Annotated in this window: 22 protein-coding genes and 1 riboswitch; of the genes, 11 read left to right on the forward strand and 11 right to left on the reverse strand. The window is 63.4% G+C overall.

The genetic code is table 11. The features are described from left to right. Positions 1-6: 6 nt before the first annotated feature. From ACP7BL_RS10275 to recQ, 5 genes are all read right to left on the reverse strand, one after another. Entirely contained in the window at positions 7-1,593 is a 1,587-nt protein-coding gene (locus ACP7BL_RS10275) for a GMC family oxidoreductase (protein ID WP_426258279.1), read from the reverse strand. Positions 1,594-1,617: 24 nt separating this feature from the next. Further along, positions 1,618-2,538: a sterol desaturase family protein gene (locus ACP7BL_RS10280; protein WP_426258280.1), complete on the reverse strand. Its 921-nt coding sequence runs from the start codon at positions 2,536-2,538 to the stop codon at positions 1,618-1,620. Positions 2,539-2,571: 33 nt separating this feature from the next. Next, complete coding sequence (locus ACP7BL_RS10285) at positions 2,572-2,985, reverse strand: hypothetical protein (RefSeq protein ID WP_033965882.1); 414 nt, start codon at positions 2,983-2,985, stop codon at positions 2,572-2,574. Continuing rightward, positions 2,982-3,416 carry a TIGR01244 family sulfur transferase gene (locus ACP7BL_RS10290; RefSeq protein WP_137902473.1) on the reverse strand — a complete coding sequence of 145 codons (435 nt, stop codon included), beginning with the start codon at positions 3,414-3,416 and terminating at the stop codon, positions 2,982-2,984. The genes ACP7BL_RS10285 and ACP7BL_RS10290 overlap by 4 nt, the downstream gene beginning before the upstream one ends. Positions 3,417-3,578: 162 nt before the next feature. Further along, positions 3,579-5,348: a DNA helicase RecQ gene (gene recQ, locus ACP7BL_RS10295; protein WP_426258281.1), complete on the reverse strand. Its 1,770-nt coding sequence runs from the start codon at positions 5,346-5,348 to the stop codon at positions 3,579-3,581. Between the two features lie 131 nt (positions 5,349-5,479). Between recQ and ACP7BL_RS10300 the strand changes: the two genes are divergently transcribed. Next, on the forward strand, positions 5,480-6,514 hold the full coding sequence (locus ACP7BL_RS10300; RefSeq protein WP_426258282.1) for a sterol desaturase family protein: 1,035 nt from the start codon (positions 5,480-5,482) through the stop codon (positions 6,512-6,514). Next, positions 6,486-6,758, forward strand: coding sequence for a GNAT family N-acetyltransferase (locus ACP7BL_RS10305; protein WP_426258283.1), 273 nt, complete (start codon positions 6,486-6,488; stop codon positions 6,756-6,758). Before ACP7BL_RS10300 ends, ACP7BL_RS10305 begins: the two co-directional genes overlap by 29 nt. Before the next feature lie 151 nt (positions 6,759-6,909). On the opposite strand, the gene ACP7BL_RS10310 is transcribed toward ACP7BL_RS10305, so the two are convergent. Then, positions 6,910-8,733, reverse strand: a complete 1,824-nt coding sequence (locus tag ACP7BL_RS10310; protein ID WP_426258284.1) for an ABCB family ABC transporter ATP-binding protein/permease — start codon at positions 8,731-8,733, stop codon at positions 6,910-6,912. Positions 8,734-8,827: 94 nt separating this feature from the next. On the opposite strand from ACP7BL_RS10310, the gene ACP7BL_RS10315 reads away from it, so the two are divergent. Continuing rightward, positions 8,828-9,058: a hypothetical protein gene (locus tag ACP7BL_RS10315; protein ID WP_033963578.1), complete on the forward strand. Its 231-nt coding sequence runs from the start codon at positions 8,828-8,830 to the stop codon at positions 9,056-9,058. 56 nt (positions 9,059-9,114) lie between these two features. Beyond that, entirely contained in the window at positions 9,115-9,528 is a 414-nt protein-coding gene (locus ACP7BL_RS10320) for a hypothetical protein (RefSeq protein WP_033963579.1), read from the forward strand. 1 nt (position 9,529) lies between these two features. On the opposite strand, the gene ACP7BL_RS10325 is transcribed toward ACP7BL_RS10320, so the two are convergent. From ACP7BL_RS10325 to crtY, 4 genes are read right to left on the reverse strand one after another with little or no spacing between them, the layout of a single operon-like run. Next, positions 9,530-10,477: a phytoene/squalene synthase family protein gene (locus tag ACP7BL_RS10325; RefSeq protein WP_033963580.1), complete on the reverse strand. Its 948-nt coding sequence runs from the start codon at positions 10,475-10,477 to the stop codon at positions 9,530-9,532. Then, complete coding sequence (locus ACP7BL_RS10330; protein ID WP_426258285.1) at positions 10,474-11,055, reverse strand: TIGR00730 family Rossman fold protein; 582 nt, start codon at positions 11,053-11,055, stop codon at positions 10,474-10,476. Before ACP7BL_RS10330 ends, ACP7BL_RS10325 begins: the two co-directional genes overlap by 4 nt. After that, positions 11,052-12,557, reverse strand: coding sequence for a phytoene desaturase (locus ACP7BL_RS10335; RefSeq protein ID WP_341204051.1), 1,506 nt, complete (start codon positions 12,555-12,557; stop codon positions 11,052-11,054). Before ACP7BL_RS10335 ends, ACP7BL_RS10330 begins: the two co-directional genes overlap by 4 nt. Beyond that, positions 12,554-13,744, reverse strand: coding sequence for a lycopene beta-cyclase CrtY (gene crtY / locus ACP7BL_RS10340; RefSeq protein WP_426258364.1), 1,191 nt, complete (start codon positions 13,742-13,744; stop codon positions 12,554-12,556). The genes ACP7BL_RS10335 and crtY overlap by 4 nt, the downstream gene beginning before the upstream one ends. Before the next feature lie 91 nt (positions 13,745-13,835). Between crtY and ACP7BL_RS10345 the strand changes: the two genes are divergently transcribed. The 7 genes from ACP7BL_RS10345 (at position 13,836) to ACP7BL_RS10375 (ending at position 22,175) form a co-directional block, all read left to right on the forward strand. Further along, positions 13,836-14,636, forward strand: a complete 801-nt coding sequence (locus tag ACP7BL_RS10345) for a sterol desaturase family protein (RefSeq protein ID WP_426258286.1) — start codon at positions 13,836-13,838, stop codon at positions 14,634-14,636. Then, on the forward strand, positions 14,593-14,997 hold the full coding sequence (locus ACP7BL_RS10350; protein ID WP_029622763.1) for a DUF2141 domain-containing protein: 405 nt from the start codon (positions 14,593-14,595) through the stop codon (positions 14,995-14,997). The genes ACP7BL_RS10345 and ACP7BL_RS10350 overlap by 44 nt, the downstream gene beginning before the upstream one ends. A 69-nt stretch (positions 14,998-15,066) precedes the next feature. Further along, positions 15,067-15,939, forward strand: coding sequence for a MipA/OmpV family protein (locus tag ACP7BL_RS10355; RefSeq protein ID WP_426258287.1), 873 nt, complete (start codon positions 15,067-15,069; stop codon positions 15,937-15,939). Between the two features lie 217 nt (positions 15,940-16,156). Next, positions 16,157-17,170 (forward strand): ferritin-like domain-containing protein, encoded by a 1,014-nt coding sequence (locus ACP7BL_RS10360; protein WP_426258288.1) that lies wholly within the window; start codon positions 16,157-16,159, stop codon positions 17,168-17,170. Between the two features lie 43 nt (positions 17,171-17,213). After that, positions 17,214-18,230: a ferritin-like domain-containing protein gene (locus ACP7BL_RS10365; RefSeq protein ID WP_033963587.1), complete on the forward strand. Its 1,017-nt coding sequence runs from the start codon at positions 17,214-17,216 to the stop codon at positions 18,228-18,230. Positions 18,231-18,276: 46 nt separating this feature from the next. Continuing rightward, a riboswitch (TPP riboswitch) is annotated at positions 18,277-18,385 on the forward strand. A gap of 44 nt (positions 18,386-18,429) precedes the next feature. Beyond that, positions 18,430-20,331 carry a phosphomethylpyrimidine synthase ThiC gene (gene thiC / locus ACP7BL_RS10370; protein ID WP_426258289.1) on the forward strand — a complete coding sequence of 634 codons (1,902 nt, stop codon included), beginning with the start codon at positions 18,430-18,432 and terminating at the stop codon, positions 20,329-20,331. A 59-nt stretch (positions 20,332-20,390) separates the two neighbouring features. After that, positions 20,391-22,175: an ATP-dependent nuclease gene (locus ACP7BL_RS10375; RefSeq protein ID WP_299109400.1), complete on the forward strand. Its 1,785-nt coding sequence runs from the start codon at positions 20,391-20,393 to the stop codon at positions 22,173-22,175. Here the strand turns inward: ACP7BL_RS10375 and ACP7BL_RS10380 are convergent, their stop codons facing one another. Next, entirely contained in the window at positions 22,176-22,358 is a 183-nt protein-coding gene (locus tag ACP7BL_RS10380) for a ribbon-helix-helix domain-containing protein (RefSeq protein ID WP_299109398.1), read from the reverse strand. It abuts the gene before it with no gap. Between the last annotated feature and the right edge of the window lie 40 nt (positions 22,359-22,398).

A 22,398-nucleotide genomic window follows, 5' to 3' on the forward strand; every position in this document is an offset into this window, starting at 1 on the left:
AGACGATCATCCCAGATCCGCTGTCACAAAATCGGCACAGCGCTCCCCGATCATGATCGATGGGGCGTTGGTGTTGCCCGAAATGAGCTTGGGCATGACCGAGGCATCGGCCACGTACAGCCCTTCCACGCCGCGCACGCGCAACCGCGGATCGCACACCGCCGCGTCGTCCGATCCCATGCGCGCCGTCCCGACCGGGTGATACACCGTGTCGGCGCGCGCGCGGATCAGGCGCTCCAGCGCGTCATCGTCGCTCAGATCGATCGGGTAGCGATCGCGCCCCTTGTGGTTGCTCAGCGGCGCGGTCTCGAGAATGCGGTACATCGCGCGCACGCCGCGCTTCATCACCTCCATATCGCGCGCATCGCTGAAAAAGGCGGGGTCGATCAACGGTGCTGCGCGCGCATCGACCGAGGCCAAGCGCACCGTGCCGTGACTTTCGGGCCGGAGCACGCAGACGTGGCAGGAAAAGCCATGTCCCGGCACCTTGGTGCGGCCATGATCCTCGAGTGCTGCGATCACGAAATGCAGTTGCACGTCGGGGGCGGGGGCATCGGGCGATACGGTCAGAAAGGCGCCGGCTTCGGCAAAAGGCGTGGTCATCATGCCCTGGCGCTTGCGCAACCATTGGAAGAACGCGCTGCCCATCGCCAGCGTGCCCTTCAGCGATGAACCGACAAACTCGGTCCCCGGTGTCTCGAACGCTGCGACATAATCGATATGGTCCTGCAAATTGGACCCGACCGCAGGCCGGTCCACCCGCACCGCGATACCCTTTTCGCGTAAATGCACGCCGGGTCCGATCCCCGACAGCATCAGCAATTGCGCTGTGCCGAACACGCCGCCCGCCAGGATGACGCCGCGCCGCGCGCGAATCACCTTCGATTGGCCATCCTGCAGATAGGCGACACCCCACACGCGCCCTTCGTCGAACAGCACACGTTCGGCGGTAACGCCGGTCAGGATATGCAGATCGGGATTGGCCGGGCGATCCCCCAGATAGGCGCGCGCCGAGGTCCAGCGCTCGCCATTCTTCTGCGTCACCTGATACAGGCCGATCCCGTCCTGCCGTTCGCCATTGAAATCCATGTTGCGCGGGATTTGCAGGCTCGCGCCTGCCTCAATGAAATCAAGGCTGCCGGGATTGGCGAATTTCTGGTCGCTCACCCACAACGGCCCGTCGCCGCCATGATAGGCATCGCCACGCCGCACATTGTGTTCGCTGCGTTTGAACCAGGGCAGCACCTCGTCATACGACCAGCCCGGACACCCCATCGCCGCCCAATTGTCATAGTCCCAGCGATTGCCGCGAATATAGATCATCGCATTGATCGCGCTCGATCCGCCCAGCCCCTTGCCGCGCGGCTGATGCCCGCGTCGGCCGTTCAACCCGGCTTGCGGCACCGTCTCGTAATTCCAGTTGGTCTTGTCGGTCTGGAAAGCGAGGAAAGCCGGAATGCGCGTGCGCAAACCGGTGTTGCGCCCGCCCGCCTCCAGCAAGGCGACCGAGAATTTCCCGCCTTCGCTCAGCCGCCCGGCCGCCGCCGCTCCGCCAGATCCGCCCCCGACGACGACGATATCGGTTTCTTCCATTCGACCTCTCCCCACCCTGGTACTTTAGCGTACCCCGTCTGTGTTTTTTCCGTCTGCCATGCCGTCCAAGCGCGCGCGCCACTGCGCCTTGATCGTCTCCGACGTGTCGCGGCTGCCATCATGGCTCCACCCCGGCGGCATCACCAGATAGCCGAGCTTGGCACGAAGCCCGGGCGCGCGCCACACATCCTGCGCGATGCCGATCCATTCGTGGAACGCCGCCCATAACAGGTTGAAGCTGCCGAGATTCTTGACGATGCCGTATTGGGGCCGGTCATCGGCGCGCTCGGGCTCGAACGTGCCAAACATCTTGTCCCACACGATGAACACCCCGGCATAATTGGTGTCGAGATAGCGCGGGTTGGTCGCGTGATGCGCACGGTGGTGCGACGGCGTGTTCATCACCGCCTCGAACCAGCGCGGCATCCGGTCGATCACCTCGGTGTGGATCCAGAATTGGTAGATCAGGTTCAGCCCTGCAACGAAGAACACCATCGCCGGCGGAAAGCCGATCAAAAACAGCGGCAGGCGGAAAATGAACCCGATCGAGACAAAGCCCGTCCAGGTCTGCCGCAGCGCGGTCGATAGGTTATAATGCTGGCTCGAATGGTGGATGACATGGCTCGCCCAGAACCAGCGGACGCGGTGTGCCGAGCGATGGAAGACATAATAGGCCAGATCGTCGAGGACGAAGGCGAGCACGAACCAATACCATTGGTAGCCGATGTCGAACAGCCGGAACTGCCACACCCACAGCGCCATCGCATAAACCAGGCCGACCGACAGCGCCCCCGCGACGGTGCTGCCCAGCCCCAGCAAGAGCGAGGTCAACGTATCGCGCGGTTCGTAACGGGTGCGGTCGCGCATCCGGGCGACCACCATCTCGGCCAGCACCAGCACAATGAAGCCGGGCACAGCATATTGGACGGGATCGGGCAGCTCCATGACGCTACTTACACCCTTGTCAGTGCCTCTTTGTCAATGCAGCGTGACCACGACATCGCGCGGTCGGTCGGCCGATGCCTCGATCGCGCGCACTTCGATATCGGTTACGCCGAACAACAGCACGCTGCCGAACAGCCGCTCGCCCGTTTCGATCCGCACGCCCTCGATTCCCTGGCTGAGCTGAAGCGGCGCGATCAGGCGACGCGCGGCGATCCTCGCACCGTGGCGTTTGAGTAGGGCAACGGCACCATTGCCCGCGACCAGCGCCGCGCCACCATCGGTACCGATCACGGCGTCATGCGCGATGAACCCCGCCAGCATCTGCTCGGCGGTTTCGCGCGCTTGCGCCACACTCGCAATCCGGCTCTCGCCCAGCCGCAACCAGCGCGCGATCAGCGCGAGCGCGATCACGCCTGCAAGACTATAGCCGAGTTGCGTCCAGTTCATGCCGCCGTGGACAGCGCATCGAGCAGCGGCCGCAGGCCGGTCAGGTCATACCCCGCCGCCGCAGCCTTCGCCATTGCGGCGTCGGGGTGCGCGCCCGCCTTCACCGCCGCCAGCGCCCACAGATTGCACGACCGTGTGCCCGAGCGGCAATAGGCCAGCACCGGCCCTTTGGCCTCGCCCAGCACCGCTGCCATCGCGTCGATTTGCGGGTGCGAGAAACCGGCATGGGTGACGGGAATGGCGGTATAGCCAAGCCCGGCAGCCGCTGCGGCGGCGGCGATTTCCTCGCCGGTCGGCTGGCCGAAATCCTCGCCGTCGGGGCGGTTGTTGACGATGACGGTAAAGCCGGCCGCAGCGAGCTCCGCCAGATCGTCCAGGGCAATCTGCGGCGCGACGGAGATGGTGGCGTCGATGGTGCGGAGTGTGGTCATGCGGTTAATCTAACCAGCACGGTGGCGTTGCGAAAGCGACAGATTGTGGATGCGCGGAGAAGAAAAGCTAAACGCAAAGGCGCGAAGCGATTGGTCGCACAGCCATCCCCCTTTCTTCTCTTTGCGTCTTCGCGGCTTCGCGCGAGAACCCCTTCTTCTCGCCTAAAACCGCCGCACCACCGCCAGAAACGCCTCGCCATAGGCCTCCAGCTTGCGCGTGCCGACGCCCGTGATTCGCCCCATCGCCGCCAGTGTCGCGGGGCGCAGCGTCGCCATTTCGCGCAGCACCGAATCGTGGAAGATCACATACGGCGGCACACTTGCCTCCAGCGCAAGTTCGCGGCGCTTGGTGCGCAGCGCCTCGAACAGCGGATCGCCGCTCGGATTCAGTTGCGCGCCGGTGCCGCCGCGCGTGCGCCGCGTGCGCTTGGGCGGCACGATCAGATCGACGCGCTCGCCTTCCTTCAGGATGCCGCGCGCGCCCGGCCCGAACTCCAGCCCGCCAAAGTCGTTCGCGCGCAACGCATCGCGCAGCAACAACGCGCGTCCCACCGGCTTGATCAGCGCCGCTTCCTCCGGCGACGAGGCGATGCCGAACACGCCGAGCGACTCATGCCCGTTCATCAGGCTGCGCTCGCTCGACTGCCCCATCAGGACTTGTTCGATATAGCCCGCGCCAAAGCTCTGGCCTGTGCGAAACACCGCGGAGAGGAATTTCCTCGCCACCTCCGTCGCGTCGACCGCCGCCGGAGGGTTGAGGCAATTGTCGCAATTCCCACATGTTTCGGGGCTGTCATCGCCGAAATGCTTCAGCAGGATTTTGCGCCGGCACCCCGCCGTCTCGGCCAGCGCGCCCAGCGCCGCCAGCCGTTGCCGCTCGCCCGGCTGCCGCGCGGGTTCGACCTCGCCGATGCGTTGCCGCGCCCGCGCGAAATCCTCGGCACCCCAGAACAGATGCGCCACCGCCGGATCGCCATCGCGGCCCGCGCGCCCCGTTTCCTGATAATAGGCCTCGATCGACTTGGGCAGCCCGGCATGCGCGACGAAGCGCACATCGGGCTTGTCGATGCCCATGCCAAAGGCGACCGTCGCGCACATCACCATGTCCTCGCTGGCGACGAAATCGGCCTGATTCTTGGCACGCACATGCGGATCGAGCCCGGCATGATAGGCGCGCGTCGGCCGTCCGGTCTTGGCCAACGCCTCCGCCATTTTCTCCGTCCCCGCGCGGCTCTGGACATAGACGATGCCCGCCCCCGGCGTTTCCGCGATCAAATCGGTGATCTGGCGGGTGGCATTGTCCTTGGGGCTGATGCGGTACTGGATATTGGGCCGGTCGAACCCGGCGACGACCATCCCGTCGTGCGGAATGCCGAGCTGGTCGAGAATGTCGGCGCGGGTATGCGCGTCGGCGGTCGCGGTCAGCGCCAGCCGCGGCACCTCTGGAAAGGCATCGAGCAGCGGGCGCAGCAGCCGGTAATCGGGGCGGAAGTCATGCCCCCATTCGGACACGCAATGCGCCTCGTCGATCGCGAACAAAGCGAGCGGCGCCTGCCCCAACAAATCGCGAAAGCTGCCACTCGAAGCGCGTTCGGGCGCGACATAGAGCAAATCGAGCTCGCCGCGCCGGAAGCGCGCGATCGTCTCCATCTGATCGGTATCGACCGAGGTGAGCGTGGCCGCGCTGATCCCGATCGCGGTCGCCGCGCGCAACTGATCGTGCATCAGCGCGATCAGCGGCGACACCACGACGCAGGTGCCGGGAAGGGCGAGTGCCGGAAGCTGATAGCAGAGCGACTTGCCCGCCCCCGTCGGCATCACCGCCAGGGTGTTCTGCCCCGCCAGCACGCGCTCCACCACCGATCCCTGCACCCCGCGAAACGCAGGAAAGCCGAAGGTGGACTGCAATATGGGGAGGGGGTCGAGCGTCATGCCCCGATCTAGCGTGCCCCGCCCCGAAGCGTAAGGGGCACACCCACGCAATTAACCGGGCGCTCACAATCCGGTCCTAAACTCACCGCATCCCGAAACCCGGACCGGCTGGGGGTGCCGTGCACGCGACAATGACGATGGTTTGGGACGGTATCGGCTGGCTTGCCGGCTATTGGGCCAATCAACTCGGCGGAACCTTCTTCGGCACGGGGTCGACGCTGTCGATTTTCGGCCTGATGGTGACGGTGCTGATCGCCGCGTTCCTCGCGGTGCCGCGCGGGCGGCGGGCGATGCCCCGGCTGGCGGTGTGGCGGCGCGCGCTATTCCCCCGCCGGATATTCTCCAGCGCCTCGGGCCGCGCCGATCTGTGGTGGTTCGCATTCAGCCTGTTCGGCTATGGGCTGCTGTTCGGCTGGGCGGTGCTGTCGAGCGTGCAGATCGCCGCGCTGCTGCGCGGCATGATCGGCCCGGTCGCGCCGCTCGGCCTGCCGCCGATCGTGGCGGGCGCGGTGCTGACGCTGCTGCTCTATCTCGCTTATGAATTCGCTTATTGGCTCGACCATTATCTCAGCCACGCAGTCCCGCTGCTGTGGCAGTTCCATGCGGTCCATCACTCGGCCGAAAGCCTGTCGCTGTTGACGACCTTTCGCGTCCATCCGGTCGACACGATCGTCTTCGCCAATATCACCGCCATCATGATCGGGGTAACGCAAGGACTGGCCGGTCCGCTGCTGGGGGAACCGCACGGCGTGACGATCAGCGGCGTCAATGCCCTGACGATGATCGGTGCGATCGCGCTCACCCATCTGCAGCATTCGCATCTGTGGGTGACGTTCGGCCCGCGCTGGGGCCGGTGGCTGCTGAGCCCGGCGCATCACCAGATCCACCATTCGATCGACGCGCGGCACCACAATCGCAATTTTGGCAATACGCTCGCGCTGTTCGACCGGCTGTTCGGCACCTTGCATCTGCCCGCCGCACGCCGCGAGCCACTGCGCTTTGGCGTGGAGGGAGGCGGCACGCGCCCACATGGCTGGCGCACTGCGCTGTTTGCGCCGTTCGGCAAGGCCTGGGCACTGCGGCCGCGCACGCTACGCCCCCTTGCGCAACCCGATCCACCCCGTGCAAACGCGGGACATGGACACCGTTATCGACAACAAGGCTGAGGCCGAATTCGAATTGACCGTCGGCGGCAAGCGCGCCGTCGCGGCCTATCAGATGGAAGGCGGCACGATCGTCTTCACCCACACCATCGTGCCCAAGGCACTGGAAGGCCGCGGCGTCGGCTCGAAACTGATCCGCGCCGCACTCGACTCGGCGCGCGACCGGGGGTTGAAGGTCATCCCGCAATGCCCGTTCGTCGCGGCCTATATCGAGAAGCACCCTGAGTATCGGGAATTGCTGGGGTAATCTTCGCCATCCGGTAAGGGAGACGCCGCAATCGCCATAGCATCCGTCATCCCCGCGCAGGCGGGGATCCATAGTGGCGGACATTCGGCATCCTTTCCGACGTTGCGGCAATGGATTCCCGCCTGCGCGGGAATGACGGAATGGAACGCCCCTACTCCGCCGCCACCGATTCCTCCGCGCGCTCCTGCGCCTGGCGGTTCCACATTTCCGCATACAGCCCGTTCTTGCGCAGCAGCACGGCATGGCTGCCGCGTTCGACCACGCGCCCGGCTTCCAGCACGACGATCTCGTCGGCATGGACCACGGTCGACAGCCGATGCGCGATGACGATCGTGGTGCGGCCGCGTTCGATTGCCTGCAGCGTGTCGAGAATCTCGCCCTCGGTACGGCTGTCGAGCGCGCTGGTCGCTTCGTCCAGAATCAGCACCGGCGGGTTCTTGAGCAAGGTCCGCGCGATCGCCACGCGCTGCTTTTCACCGCCCGACAGCTTCAGCCCGCGCTCGCCGACACGCGTCGCATAGCCCTCTGGCTGGCGCTCGATGAACCCCGCAATCGCCGCGCCCCGCGCCGCAGCCTCGATCTCGTCCTGCCCGGCTCCTTCGCGGCCATACGCGATGTTGTAGCCGATCGTGTCGTTGAACAGCACGGTATCCTGCGGCACGATGCCGATCGCCGAGCGCAGCGATGCTTGCGTCACCTGCGCAATATCCTGCCCGTCGATCGTGATGCGCCCGCCGGTAAGATCGTAAAAACGGAACATCAGCCGCGCGAGCGTCGATTTGCCCGCGCCCGACGGGCCGACCACCGCCAGCGTCTTGCCCGCCGGAATATCCAGGTCGATGCCCTTCAGGATCGGCATCCCCGCATCATAGCCGAAGCGCACATCCTCGAAACGGACGTGCCCGCGCGCCACCAGCAGCGGCGTAGCGTCGGATGCGTCCACCACCTCGGATTGCGTATCGATCAGGTCGAACATCGCGCCCATGTCGATCACGCCTTGCCGGATCGTGCGATAGACCATGCCGAGCAGATCGAGCGGGCGGAACAGTTGCGACAGCAGCGTGGACACGAACACCACGTCACCCGCCGAGAATTTGCCGCTGCCCCAGCCCCAGGCGATGAACGCCATCCCGCCGCCGAGCATCAGGTTGGTGATCAGTGCTTGCCCGACGTTGAGCCACGCCAGCGAGTTTTCGGAAATGACCGCGGCATTGGCATAAGCCGCCATCGCCGCGTCATAGCGCTTGCCCTCGCGCTCCTCCGCCCCGAAATATTTGACCGTCTCGAAATTGAGCAGCGAATCGACCGCGTGGCTCACCGCCCCGGTGTCGAGATCGTTCATCCGCGTGCGCAGAGCCGCGCGCCAGTCAGTCACCATCCGCGTGAACCAAATATAGGCGACCACCATCGCCATCGTCGCGGCGACCAGCCCCCAGCCGAAGCTCGAACGGAAGATGTTGAGCACCAGCAGCAGTTCCAGCACCGTCGGCGCGATGTTGAACAGCATGAAATACAGCATCGTATCGATGCTCTTGGTGCCGCGCTCGACCACCTTGGTCACCGCACCCGTGCGCCGCTCCAGATGGAAGCGCAGGCTGAGCTGGTGGAGGTGGCGGAACACGCTCGCAGCGAGGCGCCGCGTCGCATCCTGCCCGACGCGCTCGAACACCGCATTGCGCAGATTGTCGAACAGCGTCGTCGCGAAGCGCGCACCGGCATAGCCCAGCACCAACGCGATCACGATCCACATTGCGGAGCGATCGCCCTGCGCCATCCGGTCGACCGCCCATTTCAGCGTATAAGCACTGACATAGACCTGGGTGACCTTGGACACCGCGACCAGCAGCATCGCCCCCACGATCCGCAGCCGCAGCATCGGCGCGTCCGCCGGCCACAGATAGGGCAGGAAACGCTTGAGCGTCGGCAGCATGGGCCGCTCGGACGCGGTCGAGGAGGTGGCGGTATCGGGGGGCATCTTTCCCTCATGTAAGCGCAGTCAAGCGGTATCCCAAGCGCTTCATGGAACAAGCAAGGCGTCTCGTCGGTTTTACAGGCGAACGGAGACGATCATGGAACCGCTGTTCTACGTCATGGCGATCATGGGTTGCGGCGACGGCAGCACCGCCTGCCAGCAGGCCCGCGTCGAGCCCGCGCATTACCAATCGATCCGCGCCTGCCAGATGGCGATGCCCGCCGCCCTGGCGCGCAACAGCGATATTGATTACCCCGTCGTGGCCGCATCGTGCCGTGCGACCGGCGAACGCATGGCACAGGTCGTGCCGCACTCGCCGCGCGGATGATTCCCAGCGCGCGCGGCGCGTGGTAAGCTCGCGCTTCCAAAGCGGGGCTGATGTGAATGCGTAAACTCTTTGCCGTCGCCGCGGGGTGTCTGGTCGCGTTCGCGCTCGTGGCTCTGTTCGATTTTATCGGCAGCGCGCTGTACCCCGTATCGGGCGACATCAATGCCGCCGACACAGCGACGCTGGCCGCGCTGATTGCCAGCATTCCCCTGCCCGCAAAAGTACTGATGGTCGTCGGCTGGCTCGCCTCGCCGCTCGGCGGTGCCTGGCTCGCCTTGCGCATTGCCGATGGCCATTGGGTCGGCTGGGTGGTGACTTTGGTGTTTCTGGTGGCAGGCCTGGTCAATCAGGCAATGCTGCCGCATCCGCTATGGATGCAAATCTGCGCGGTGGTTATGCCGTTGCTCGGCGGCTGGCTAGCGCAAAAGCTGCACCACAAACCTTATCCCGGCGAGCCCTTGCTCGGCTGAATCAGCGCGGCCGCGTCCACAGCGCCGGATCGCGCGGCTGTGGCGGATACAGCGTCGCGCGCTGCCGCGCCTCGCGCCATGCGCGCACGATGAAACCGATCTTGGCGATGCCCGAGGTGCTCACCCGCCGATCCCAGGCGCGTGCGCCAAAGGCTGCCACCTTGCGCCCGATCGCGCCATAAATCCCCGCCGCCGCCAGCACCGCCCAGGCCGAGCGGAACGGGAGCACCGGGGTGCCACGCCGCGCACTCGCCTCATAGCGCGCCGCCAGCGTGCCCAACCGCTCGCCCAATTGCCCAAGCCGATCGCGATGCTGTGGCGCAAGCAGGTCGTCCGCCGGAATCTCCAGCTCGTCGAGCCACGTCTGCGGCAAATAACACCGCCCCGCGCGCGCATCCTCGGCCACGTCGCGCGCGATATTGGCAAGCTGGAACGCCAGTCCCAGATCGCACGCGCGGTCGAGCGTCGCCTCGTCATCGGCGGGCACGCCCATCGCCAGCGCCATCATGCAGCCGACCGCGCCCGCGACATGATAGCAATAAAGATACAGATCCTGCTCGGTCTGCGGCCGCCACCCTTGCGCATCAAGCGCAAAGCCCGCGATCAGGTCACGCGCCAGCGCCGGGGGCAACGCCGTCTCCGCGGCAAAGATCCGTAGCGCATCGAACGCCGGGTCCCCGACCACGATCCCGGCCAGCGCCGCCTCGGTCAGCGCCGAGATTTCGGCCAGCCGCGCCGGGCCATCGCTGACCCCGGTCATGTCATGGCCGTGGTCCTGCCCGTCGGCAATGTCGTCGCACGCGCGGCACCAGGCATAGAGCAACCACGCCCGTTCGCGCGTCTTGGGCGCGAACAGGCGGCTGGCGGCGGCAAAGCTCTTCGATCCGCGTGCGATCGATTCCTGCGCGGTCGCGACGATCGCGTCGCGCGAGGGTGCCGCCGCGCTCAAAGGTCGCGTGCGCCGATCTTGGTGATCGTCTCGATCGGCTCGTGGCTCGCCATTTGCGCCAGCAGCCCGTCAAGCGCGCTGTCGATCAGCAGGATCCCGGCATGTTGCGGGCGCAGGAAACCGACGCTCGCCATATGGTGATAGAAAGCGATTAGATGGTCGTAATAACCCGCGACATTGAGCAGCCCGACCGGCTTGGCGTGATAGCCGATCTGCGCCCAGCTCAGCGCCTCCCACAATTCGTCCATCGTGCCGGTGCCGCCGGGCAGGTTGATGAAACCGTCGGACAGATCGGTAAACGCCTGTTTGCGCTGGTGCATCGTGCCGACGACATGGAGTTCGGTGAGGCCCTGATGCGCGACTTCGGCATCGACCAGCGCCTGCGGGATGATGCCGATCACCTCGCCGCCCGCCGCCATCGCCGCATCGGCGACCGCGCCCATCAGCCCCAGCCGGCCACCGCCATAGACGAGACCGATGCCCCGCTCGGCCAGCGTCCGGCCAACCTCTTTCGCGCAGTCAATATACACAGGGTCAGCCGGCGTCGCCGATCCGCAATACACCGCCAGACGCTTCACCGTTCATTCTCCAACATCAACGCCGCCGTCGCCTTCGCACTGCCGACCACGCCCGGAATCCCGGCACCCGGATGCGTGCCTGCCCCCACGAAATACAGATTGGGGATATGGTCGTCGCGATTGTGCACGCGGAACCACGCGCTCTGCGTCAAAATCGGCTCCAGCGAAAAGGCGCTACCCAGATGCGCGTTCAGATCCTGCGCGAAATCGTTGGGCGCATAATGGAATTTGGTGACGATCCGCTCGTGAATGTCCGGAATCAGCCGCCGCCCGACCTCGTCGAGGATGCGCTTCTCCAGGATCGGGCCGATCTCGTTCCAGTCGACCGGGAATTTGCCGAGATTGGGCACCGGTGCCAGCACATAGAAGGTCGAATGCCCCTCGGGCGCCATCGACGGATCGGTCACGGTCGGGTGGTGCAGATAGAGCGAGAAATCTTCCGGCAGCACGCCATGATCGTAAATGTCGGCGAGCAGCCCCTTATAGCGCGGCCCGAACAGGATCATGTGGTGCGGAATGCCCGGCCAGGTGCCCTTGATCCCGAAATGCACCACGAACAGCGACGGCGAATAGCGCTTGCGCGCCAGCCCGTTCTTGGTCCGCTGCGCACTGCGCGACGATTTGAGCAAGTCGCGATAGCTGTGCATGATGTCGCTGTTGCACGCGACCATATCGGCATCCTGGTGCCAGCCGCTCGCCGTGGTGACGCCCGTCGCACGGTCGCCCAGCGTGGCGATATCGACCGCGGCATCGTTCAGCCGCAACACCCCGCCCAGCCGCTCGAAATGCTTGACCATCCCGGCGATCAACTGGTTGGTGCCGCCCATCGCGAACCACACGCCGCCGTCTTTTTCGAGCTTGTGGATCAGCGCATAGATCGCGCTGGTGTTCATCGGGTTGCCGCCGACCAGCAGCGTGTGGAACGACAGCGCCTGGCGGAGATGCTCGTCCTTCACATAAGACGACACGATCGAATAGACCGAGCGCCACGCCTGATATTTGGCGAGCGCCGGGGCCGCCTTGATCATCGACGCGAAATCGAGAAACGCGACTGAGCCGAGCTTGCGATACCCCTCCTCATAGACCCCGGCCGAGTATTCAAGGAACTTGGCATAGCCCGCAACGTCGGCCGGGTTGAGCTTGGCGATTTCGGCGCGCAGCGCAGGTTCGTCGTTGGAATAATCGAAATTGACGCCATCGGGCCAATTGAGCCGATAGAATGGCGACACCGGTGCCAGCGTCACGTCCTCGGCCATGTCGCGCCCGGTCAGCGCCCAGAGTTCCTGCAGGCATGGCGGATCGGTGATGACGGTCGGCCCGGCATCGAACACGAAGCCGTCTTTCTCCCACACATAAGCGCGGCCACCCGGCTTGTCGCGCGCCTCGACGATGGTCGTCTCGACCCCGGCCGATTGCAGCCGGATCGCCAGCGCAAGCCCGCCAAACCCGGCGCCGATGACGATCGCGGTGCGTGGCGTACCGCGCGGTGCCGCCGAACTCATGCCGGCTTTCCCCCAACGACTGCGCGCAGCGCCCGCGCGATCGGGACGGGGGGCTTCCCGGTCAAAATCCGTACCTTGTCCATCATCGTCGATTGTCCTGCATAGAAGCGCCGCACAAGCTGCGGATCGAGCCGGTAGAACCGTTCGAGAATGCGGTAGCGCTCATCGGGGTCGGCGGCGCGGAACAGCATCCGGTCGAGCATACGATAGAAGCCGCGCGCCTGCCACGTTCGTTTTGCCACATCGTGCGTCAAGCGGTGCAACGCGCTGCCCGAAAGGTCGCTCGCCCGCGCGATTGCGGTGGCAAGGCGTACGGCATCGGGCAGCGAATAGCCCGTGGTCGGGTGGAACAGCCCGGCGCGCATCCCGGCCTTGGCCACCTTGTTGCCGCCCGATTGCCAATAGGCCTCGAAATCGCCGCCCATCGCCACCGGCAGCACGCCCCATTCCTCGCGCATGACGGTGCGCGTGTCCCAGCCATGCGCCGCGCCATAGTCACGGACGCGATCTGCGATAGGATCGGCGACGGTCTCGCCCGGCTCCGCCCGCGCCAGATCGGGCGTGTCGCTATAATAGGTATCCTCGATAAACAGCCGCGTCGCCGACAAGGGCAGCGTATAGACGAAGCGATAGCCGTCGATTTGCGGGACCGTGGCGTCCATCACGATCGGACCCGACAGCGCGTGCGGCTCCTCCAGCGCGAATTCCAGCCCGACGAACTTCTGCCAGCCAAGATCGAGCAGGGAGAGATCGCCCGAGCCGCGCGCATCGATCACGCCCTTCGCCTCGATCCGGTCGCCATCGGCCAGCACCACCGCCGTTGGGCTGGCGGCAAGTACCTTGCGCCCGGTCATCACCGCCTCGGGCGGGAGGACGGCGCGCACCACCCCATCGAGCCGTTCGGACTCGATCGAATAATAAGCGCTCTTCAGCGTGCGCCGATGCGCCGGAAACGCGATGTCATAATGCGTCCAGCCATAACAGATCAGCGGCGCGACCAGCCAGCGATCGTCCTGCGCGATGTCGCTGGCAAAAAACGACCATAAATGATTGCCGCCAATGCTGTCCGATCCCTCGACGATGCGGATATCGAGGCCGGGTCGCTGCTTGGCCAAAGCCAGCGCGATCAACCCGCCTGCCAGCCCGCCGCCGACGATGGCGATATCGCAGGGGATGATCGAAGGCATGGGCAAGCGATAGCCGAAACGCCGCATGGCGCAAGCACACTCCATGTCGAAACCGCCTGACGCCGGGCACCACACGCGCTAATGCGACATCATGGTTGCCATCGCTATCGTCGCCTCAGCGCTCGCCATGTCCGCGATCGTCGGCGTGCGCTATCTCCTCGTCTCGGGTGTGTTCGCGGCGGCGACACGCGCGCGCCATCCGGGATTGTATGACGGGCTCTCCGCGCAGATCCGGCGTGAGATCGGCTGGAGCCTGGCCTCCGCGCTGATCTATGGCGTGCCCGCCGGCGTGCTGGCCTGGGGTTGGCAGCAGCATGGCTGGACCCTCATCTACCGCGACGTCCACGCCTATCCCTTATGGTATCTGCCGCTGTCGGTGCTGTTGTACCTCTTCGCGCACGACACCTGGTTCTACTGGACCCATCGGTGGATGCACACACCGCGCGTGTTCCGCATCGCTCATGCGGTGCATCATGACAGCCGCCCGCCGACCGCCTGGGCGGCAATGGCGTTCCACCCGATCGAGGCGGTCACCGGCGCTGTGATAATTCCGCTACTGACGCTAGGGATTCCCATCCACATCGGCGCACTGGGCTTGGTGCTGGGCATCATGACGGTTATGGGGGTAACCAATCATATGGGGTGGGAGATTTTCCCCCGGTTCATGTGGGCCGGTCGATTAGGCGGCTGGGTGATTACCGCGAGCCATCACCAGCGGCACCACGATCTGTATCGGGGAAATTATGGGCTTTATTTCCGTTTCTGGGACCGCCTCTGCGGTACCGACAAGGGCATCGGCGATTTTGCCCGCGCCCATGCGCAGGCTCGCCGGCGTCGGCGGCGCGGCGATGGGGCTGCTCTTCTCCTTGTCGGGGGCGGTCGCGACGACTGATCTCGCGGTCGACATCGCCAACCTGCGCTCGCATAAGGGCATGGTCCGCGTCTGCCTGACCGCCGACCCCACCAATTTCCCTGCTTGCATCGACGATGCGAAGGCGGTGACGCGCTCGATCCCGGCGAGCGCCAACAGCCTCCATTTCGACGGGCTTCCGCCGGGCGGCTATGCCCTTGCGGTGATCCATGACGAGAATGGCAATAAGAAGCTCGATACCTTTGCCGGTATCCCGCGCGAAGGCTTCGGTTTTTCGCGCAACCCGCCGATCAGCTTCGGCCCGCCGCGCTTTGCGGCAGCCCGCTTCACGCTGACAGGTGATGCCGATCGGCAACAGGTGCGCATGCGATACTTGCTCTGATCGGGCAATAACGGAGCTAAACGGGTCGCGAGGACGTTAACCCGCCAAATCTTCTTCTCGGAGCTGCTTGTGATCAACCGCCGTTTATACCTTTCCGCCGCCGCACTGCTGCTGGCCGGTGCCGCCCCTGCCATCGCCCAGGAGCGTCCGGCGACGTCCGAACGCGATCAAATCGCTGCGGATTTCGACAAGGATAGCGTCACGGTCGGCATCGGCGGGGCCTATTTTCCCGACTATGAAGGGTCGAAGACCTATCGCTTCACGCCCGCGCCGGTGGTGATCGGTTCGGTGAAGGGCTTCGCGTTCTCGGTTATCGGCGACCGGGCCAGCCTTGATGTGATCCCCAACCGCCCCGGCCAGACGATCGATCTGCAATTGGGCCCGATCGGCGTGGTCAATTTCGATCGCTCGAGCCTCTCCAGCATCGATGACCCCCGAATCCGCGCGCTGGGCAAACGCGGCACCGCAATCGAGCTTGGCGGCTATGTCGGGATTGGCAAGACCGGGGTGATCACCAGCAAATATGACAAGGTGTCGGTGTCGGTCAGCTATCGCAAGGGCGTGTCCGGCGGGCACCGTAGCGACATTTGGGAACCGCAATTCACCTATCTCACCCCGGTCAGCACCAAGGCGGCCGTTGGCCTCTATGCTTCGGCCCAGCATGTCGGCCAGGGCTATGCCGACAGCTATTTCAGCATCACGCCGACCCAGGCGCTGGCCAGCGGCCTGCCGACGTATAACGCCCATAGCGGCTGGAAAAGCTATTCGGCGGGCGGGTTTGTCACCTATTCGCTCACCGGAAATCTGCTCCACGGCTTCAAGGTCCTGGCCGGCGGCAGCTATTCGCGCGAACTGGGTGACTTCTCCTATAGCCCTGTCACCCGCATCGCCGGTTCGCCCAATCAATGGCTGGGCGCGGTCGGGCTAGCCTACACCTTCTGAACAAGCCCCGATAAACTGGTCGACCCGGCAGAGGCGCAGTGGCGCGTCTGCCGGGTCGTTTGCTTGTGGCCGACAAAGCACGCTCGCTTGGACGTAACTCGCTCTAACTGGCGCAAACTTGATCAATGCTGCGAAATCCAGTCTTGCGTCGCCACGCCCGAGGTGCCACGCAGCCTGCGCCAGAAGGCCCGTTTCACGATAAAGAGGGTTCGCCCGCATGACCGATCTCCCCCAGGACTCCGGCGCACAGCTGCTCGAGCGACTCGAAGCGGGTGCCGAACGGCGCAGCGAACGCCGCGAATTCTTCCGCACCGCGCTTGGCGCAGGGGCGATCGCTGCGGTGGGCGCCGCAGCCGTGACGCTTGGCTCGCGTGCCATGGCGGACACCACCAGCGATACCAACCTTCTGAACATCCTGCTCAATTTCGAATATCTTGAAGCGCAATTCTATGCCTTCGCCGTCACCGGCGCGGGCCTTCCCAGCGCCCAGCTCGCCCCCGGCAGCGCCAGCACCACCACCGTCGGCGCAGTGACCGGCGGCAAGCAAGTCAGCTTCACCGATCCGCTCGTCGCGAAATATGCGCGCGAGATCGCCAATGAAAAGGCAGCGCAAGTCGCCTTCCTGCGCACCACGCTGGGCACCGCCGTCGTCGCCCAGCCCGCGATCGATCTCGGCAGCACCGCGACCAGCGCCTTCAGCGTGGCCATGCGTGCTGCGGGCATCGTCGCCTCGGGCGTGGCGTTCGATCCTTTTGCCAGCGACGAGAACTTCCTGCTGTCCGCCTTCTTCCTGGAAGATGTGGTGGTCACCGCATACAAGGCGGCGGCACAGCTTATTTCCACCCCCGCCTATCGCGATGCCGGTGCCGGACTGCTGGCGGCGCATGCGTATCACGCCGCGCTGATCCGCACCGTCCTGTACACCAAGGGCGCGACGACCGCCGCGCTGCGGACTCAGGCCGACGCGATTTCTGCGGTCCGCGACACGCTGGACGGGACGACCAAGGACGATGTCGGCATTTCGCCGGCAGCGATCGCCAACAGCCAGCTTGCGGCGCTCAATGGCTTGACCGCCTCGAACATCGTCCCCGCCGGTACCGATGGCATCGCCTATGGCCGCCTCGTGGCGAACGTGCTCAACATCTTCTATCTCAACAGCCTGGCAGTGACGAAGGGCGGGTTCTACCCGAACGGCCTCAACGCCACGGTCGTCACCAGCGCGGCCAACTGAGCGCCGCCTTCTTTATTGCCTTCGCCCGTATGGGAGAGTTACCGTGAACGACAGCGATATCCTCGTGCCAGCCCCCGATGCCAAGGAGCGCCGCCGCGCCGGGCGTCGTCACTTCCTGCGCAGCGCGAGCGTGGCGACGCTCGCCTTCGGCGGCAGCGCACTGCTTTCTGCCTGCGGCGGTTCGGGCACTTCGACCCCGAGCGCGACCGACAGCTCGACGCCGACGCCAAGCCCAAGCTCGACCGACACGCTGAACGATCAGGACAGCTTCAACTTCCTGCTCAACCTCGCCTATCTCCAGGCGCAATTCTACACCGTCGCGGTGACTGGCGCGGGCCTGCCCAACGCCTTGATCGCCAAGGGCGACGGCAACCAGACCGTGCAGGGCGCGGTAACGGGCGGGCGGCAAGTCACCTTCACCGATCCGCTGGTCGCACAATATGCGCGCGAGATCGCCGCCGATAAGGTTGCGCATGTCGCGTTCCTCCGCTCGGCGCTGGGTGCGGCGACGGTGGCGCAGCCTGCGATCAACATCGATGGCAGCGCGAGCGGCGCCTTCAGCGCGCTGGCGCAGGCGGCAACCGTCGTCGCGGCAGGCGCGGCGTTCGATCCTTATGCCAGCGACGAGAACTTCCTGCTGGCAGCGTTCATGCTGGAAGACGTGGTCGTCACCGCCTATACCGGTCGCCAATCGACGATCGCGACCACCCTGCTGATCGATGCGGCGGCAGGCATTCACGCCACCACGTCGTATCACGCCGGGCTGATCCGCACCGTGCTCTACGCCAAGGGCTCGGTCTCGACTCCGTCGCTGCTGACCAATGCTGGCCTTATCAGCAATGCGCGCGACGCATTCGACGGATCGACCGATCTCGACCAGGGCATTGTCGGCGATTCGGTCACGTCGAACATTTCCCCGCTCGACAGCAACGGCCTCGCGCTCGCCCGCACCGCGGGCCAGGTGCTCAACGTGCTGTATCTCAATAAGAATGCGGTGGTTGGCGGCGGGTTCTTCCCCGGCGGCGTCAACGGCAATATCAAGACCAGCGCGGCAAACTGAGCGACATTACGGGGCTTTGCAGCCGCCGCCAATGCGCCTAGACTGACACCATTCCCCGGGGGGCTGCGCCTGAGCAGCTGAGAGGTAGCTGAGGCTACGACCCGTTTGAACCTGATCCCGTTAGCACGGGCGGAGGGAGGGAGCGGTGTCCGCAGTGGGTTTCCGTTTTCGCTCCATTCCGAGTCTTTGGAGCGACACCATGGCCGACATCCCCGCCCGTACCGAAATCGGCGTCACCACCGGCGCCATCCGTGGCAGCCGCAAGATCCACGTCCCCTCGCCCAACATTCCGGGCCTGGGCGTGGCGATGCGCGAGATCGTGCTCGAACCCTCCGCCAACGAAGCCCCCTTGCGGGTCTATGACACGTCGGGCCCCTACACCGACCCCAAGGCGCAGATCGACATCAACCGCGGCCTGCCGCAGCTGCGCCGCGACTGGATTCTCGCGCGTGGCGACGTGGAAGAATATGACGCCCGCGAAATCCGCCCCGAGGATAACGGCCTCACCGGCCCCGATCGCTCGGCCGGCGTGCCGCAATATCCCAATGTCGTGCGGCGTCCCTTGCGCGCCAAATCCGGCCACAATGTCAGCCAGATGCATTATGCCCGGCGCGGCATCATCACGCCCGAGATGGAATATGTCGCGATCCGCGAAAATCTCGGCCGCGCCGCCGCCAAGGAACAATTGATCCGCGACGGCCAGTCGTTCGGCGCCAGCATCCCCGATTACGTCACCCCCGAATTCGTCCGCGATGAAGTCGCGCGCGGCCGCGCGATCATCCCCAACAACATCAACCACCCCGAATCCGAGCCGATGGCGATCGGCCGCAACTTCCTGGTCAAGATCAACGCCAATATCGGCAACTCGGCCGTCGCCAGCAATGTCGCCGCCGAAGTCGACAAGATGGTGTGGTCGATCCGCTGGGGCGCGGACACGGTGATGGACCTGTCGACCGGCCGCAACATCCACGACACGCGCGAATGGATCCTGCGCAACAGCCCCGTGCCGATCGGCACCGTGCCGATCTACCAGGCGCTCGAAAAGGTCGGCGGCGTCGCCGAGGACCTGACCTGGGAAATCTTCCGCGATACCCTCATCGAGCAAGCCGAACAGGGCGTCGATTATTTCACGATCCACGCCGGTGTCCGCCTCGCCTACATCCCGATGACCGCCAAGCGCGTCACCGGCATCGTATCGCGCGGCGGCTCGATCATGGCGAAATGGTGCCTCGCGCACCACAAAGAGAGCTTCCTCTACGAACGCTTTGACGAAATCACCGAGATCATGAAGGCGTATGACATCGCCTACAGCCTCGGCGACGGCCTGCGCCCCGGCAGCATCGCCGATGCCAATGACGAAGCGCAGTTCAGCGAGCTCTACACACTCGGCGAACTCACCCACCGCGCGTGGAAGAGCGACGTGCAGGTGATGATCGAAGGCCCCGGCCATGTGCCGATGCACAAGATCAAGGAGAATATGGACAAGCAGCTCGAAGTGTGTGGCGAGGCACCCTTCTATACGCTTGGGCCACTCACCACCGACATCGCGCCCGGCTATGACCATATCACCAGCGGCATCGGCGCCGCGATGATCGGCTGGTATGGCACTGCAATGCTTTGCTACGTCACGCCCAAGGAGCATCTCGGCCTGCCCGACCGCGACGACGTGAAAGTCGGCGTGGTGACCTACAAGCTCGCCGCGCACGCCGCCGATCTCGCCAAGGGCCACCCCGCCGCCAAGCTGCGCGACGATGCCCTGTCCCGCGCCCGCTTCGATTTCCGCTGGCGCGACCAGTTCAACCTGTCGCTCGACCCCGACACCGCAGAGCACTATCACGACCAGACGCTGCCTGCCGAAGGCGCCAAGACCGCGCATTTCTGCTCGATGTGCGGCCCGAAATTCTGCTCGATGAAGATCACGCAGGAAGTGCGCGATTTTGCGGGCAAGCAGAATCAGGGCGTCGAAGGCTTCATCGCGACCGGCCCGACCGGCGCGGAGACCGCGGCAGCCAGCAAGGCCGCGGCGATCAAGGGGATGGAAGAGATGAGCCGGGTGTTTAAGGAGACGGGGTCGGAATTATACATGCCTGAAAAACCATAGCCCCCCCACCCCCTTGCGTCGGTCACAATTAAAGGTACCTTGGCCGACGGAGGGGTACAATGAGGTTGATAGAGAGCGTAGAGATAAACTATTTCCGATCGCTGTATAAGGCTCATTTAAACCCGGCAGGCGACCTAACGATCCTGTTCGGTCGGAATGACAGTGGAAAATCTAATTTTCTACGGGCACTTAACCTATTTTTCAATTATGAAAGCGATCTCGATCGCGAGCCTGACTTTGACATAGACTTAAGCGACACTCGAAGGCTCGAAGCACAGCGCGGCTCTAGTCGGCAGTTTTTTAGTGTCCGCATTTATTTCAACGTTCCGGCAAATTATCGTAAATCCCTCGGCGAGACGATCTGGATAAAACGCCAGTGGAACAGAGACGGTGAGGTTACCGACACTTATCCGCGTGGCGTAACCAAAGGACAAAAAATACAGATAACAAAGTTTTTAGGAACGATTGATTATACTTATGTGCCAGCGATTAAAGATGTCGAGACATTTAGTCGATTAGTTCGTCGTATGTACGATGCTGCGGCCGAGAGCAAAGCTCTAGAGGCTGCCACAGGCCAATTCATTAACAGCATTCGGTCCGCCACTGATGAATTATCATCGTCGTTGGCACTGACACTCGGAGCCCCCGCTAGTCTAGCGGCCCCTAACGATATGGGCGACCTATTTAAATCTCTCGATTTTAGCCACGGAGATGATAATCATTCGCTATTACTTCAAAAAGGCGACGGCATAAAAGCCCGCCACATACCTGAGCTATTGAGATATATAAATCAAAATGAGAGCTCGTATAAGAGCTTCATTTGGGGATTTGAAGAGCCGGAGAATTCATTAGACTTAGGCGCCGCCGTTGCGGAAGCAAATAGGTTTGTTCAATTTGCTTCCCGCAACGATACTCAAATTTTCGTTACAAGTCATTCTCCGGCCTTCTATTTAGCATCATCTACGAATAATTCTGCGGTTGTACGTCGAGCTTTCGTTTCGAAACAAGGACGTGTGGGAGATAAGGTAGCACCTCCCCAGGCAATACGTCCGATCGATACAGTAGACCTTGCCGAAAGTGCAATGGGAGATGCCAGCCTCCACGAACTTCCATACGTAATCCGAAGATTGTCTGAGTTGCAGGCAGACAAAGAATTATTAGCTCAGCAAACTGAGGCTCTAAGCAATCAATTAAAAGAGATTAAACGCCCCTGCGTCTTCGTCGAAGGCGAAAGTGAAGTCGCATGCCTATCGCCGTTACTGAAGGCTATAAACGACCAAGCGATCGTTAAGAAACTGAAAGGTAGCCCTTCTACGACCGCAGAACTACTAAAGAAGGTCTATGCGGATGGTAGCGGCATATCCGAAACTAAAACAATTTTTTTGTTTGATTTTGATACTGCCGGACGGAACGCGTTCTCTAATATCACCGGCGTATCAGATTACAAAACGCCGTTCTCGGTTACGGAAAATATTAAAGCCTTATGCCTTCCAATCACTAACGAGTTCGAAGCTTTCTTAGACAAATACAAAATATCTTCCGAAAAATGCTTCTTCCCCCTAGAATTTCTTTATGACGGATCCACAGCAGCAAAAATACTTTATGGGTTAATGAATTCCTCACAAAAGGATGAGGCCGCAGTTCGCATTCGTGAAGAATATCATAAATCTCTCCCACAAGCTGTTTCACATGCGCTTCGTTCAGCCGAAGGCGGCACAGCCGAGTGGTTCTGGACTAGAGGGGTTCCCAACGCACTTAAGAGCGATTTTTTTAAGCACGTTAAAGCAAATAAGGTATCGTCGCGGTTGCCGGAGTTGTTAGATTTACTGGCTGCTCATCTATGATTAGATGATTCCGTCTGCCGAATCGATCGCTGCCTGCAACGCCTTGGCCTTCTCGGCATCGTCGCGGTCGCGCCGCACCAGATCGCAAATATAGTCGCCGGTAGAGCCAAACCCGCCCTCGACAGCGCGCGCGTCTGCCCAACTTTGGAGATCGTGGGGAAGGAAGACGTTTAGCTGCGCCATCGCCGAAATATATGATGACCGGACAAGACCGACAAGCACC

The sequence above is a fragment of the Sphingomonas sp. DC1600-2 genome (assembly GCF_049897605.1).
In the GTDB taxonomy this organism is placed as follows: Bacteria; Pseudomonadota; Alphaproteobacteria; order Sphingomonadales; family Sphingomonadaceae; genus Sphingomonas.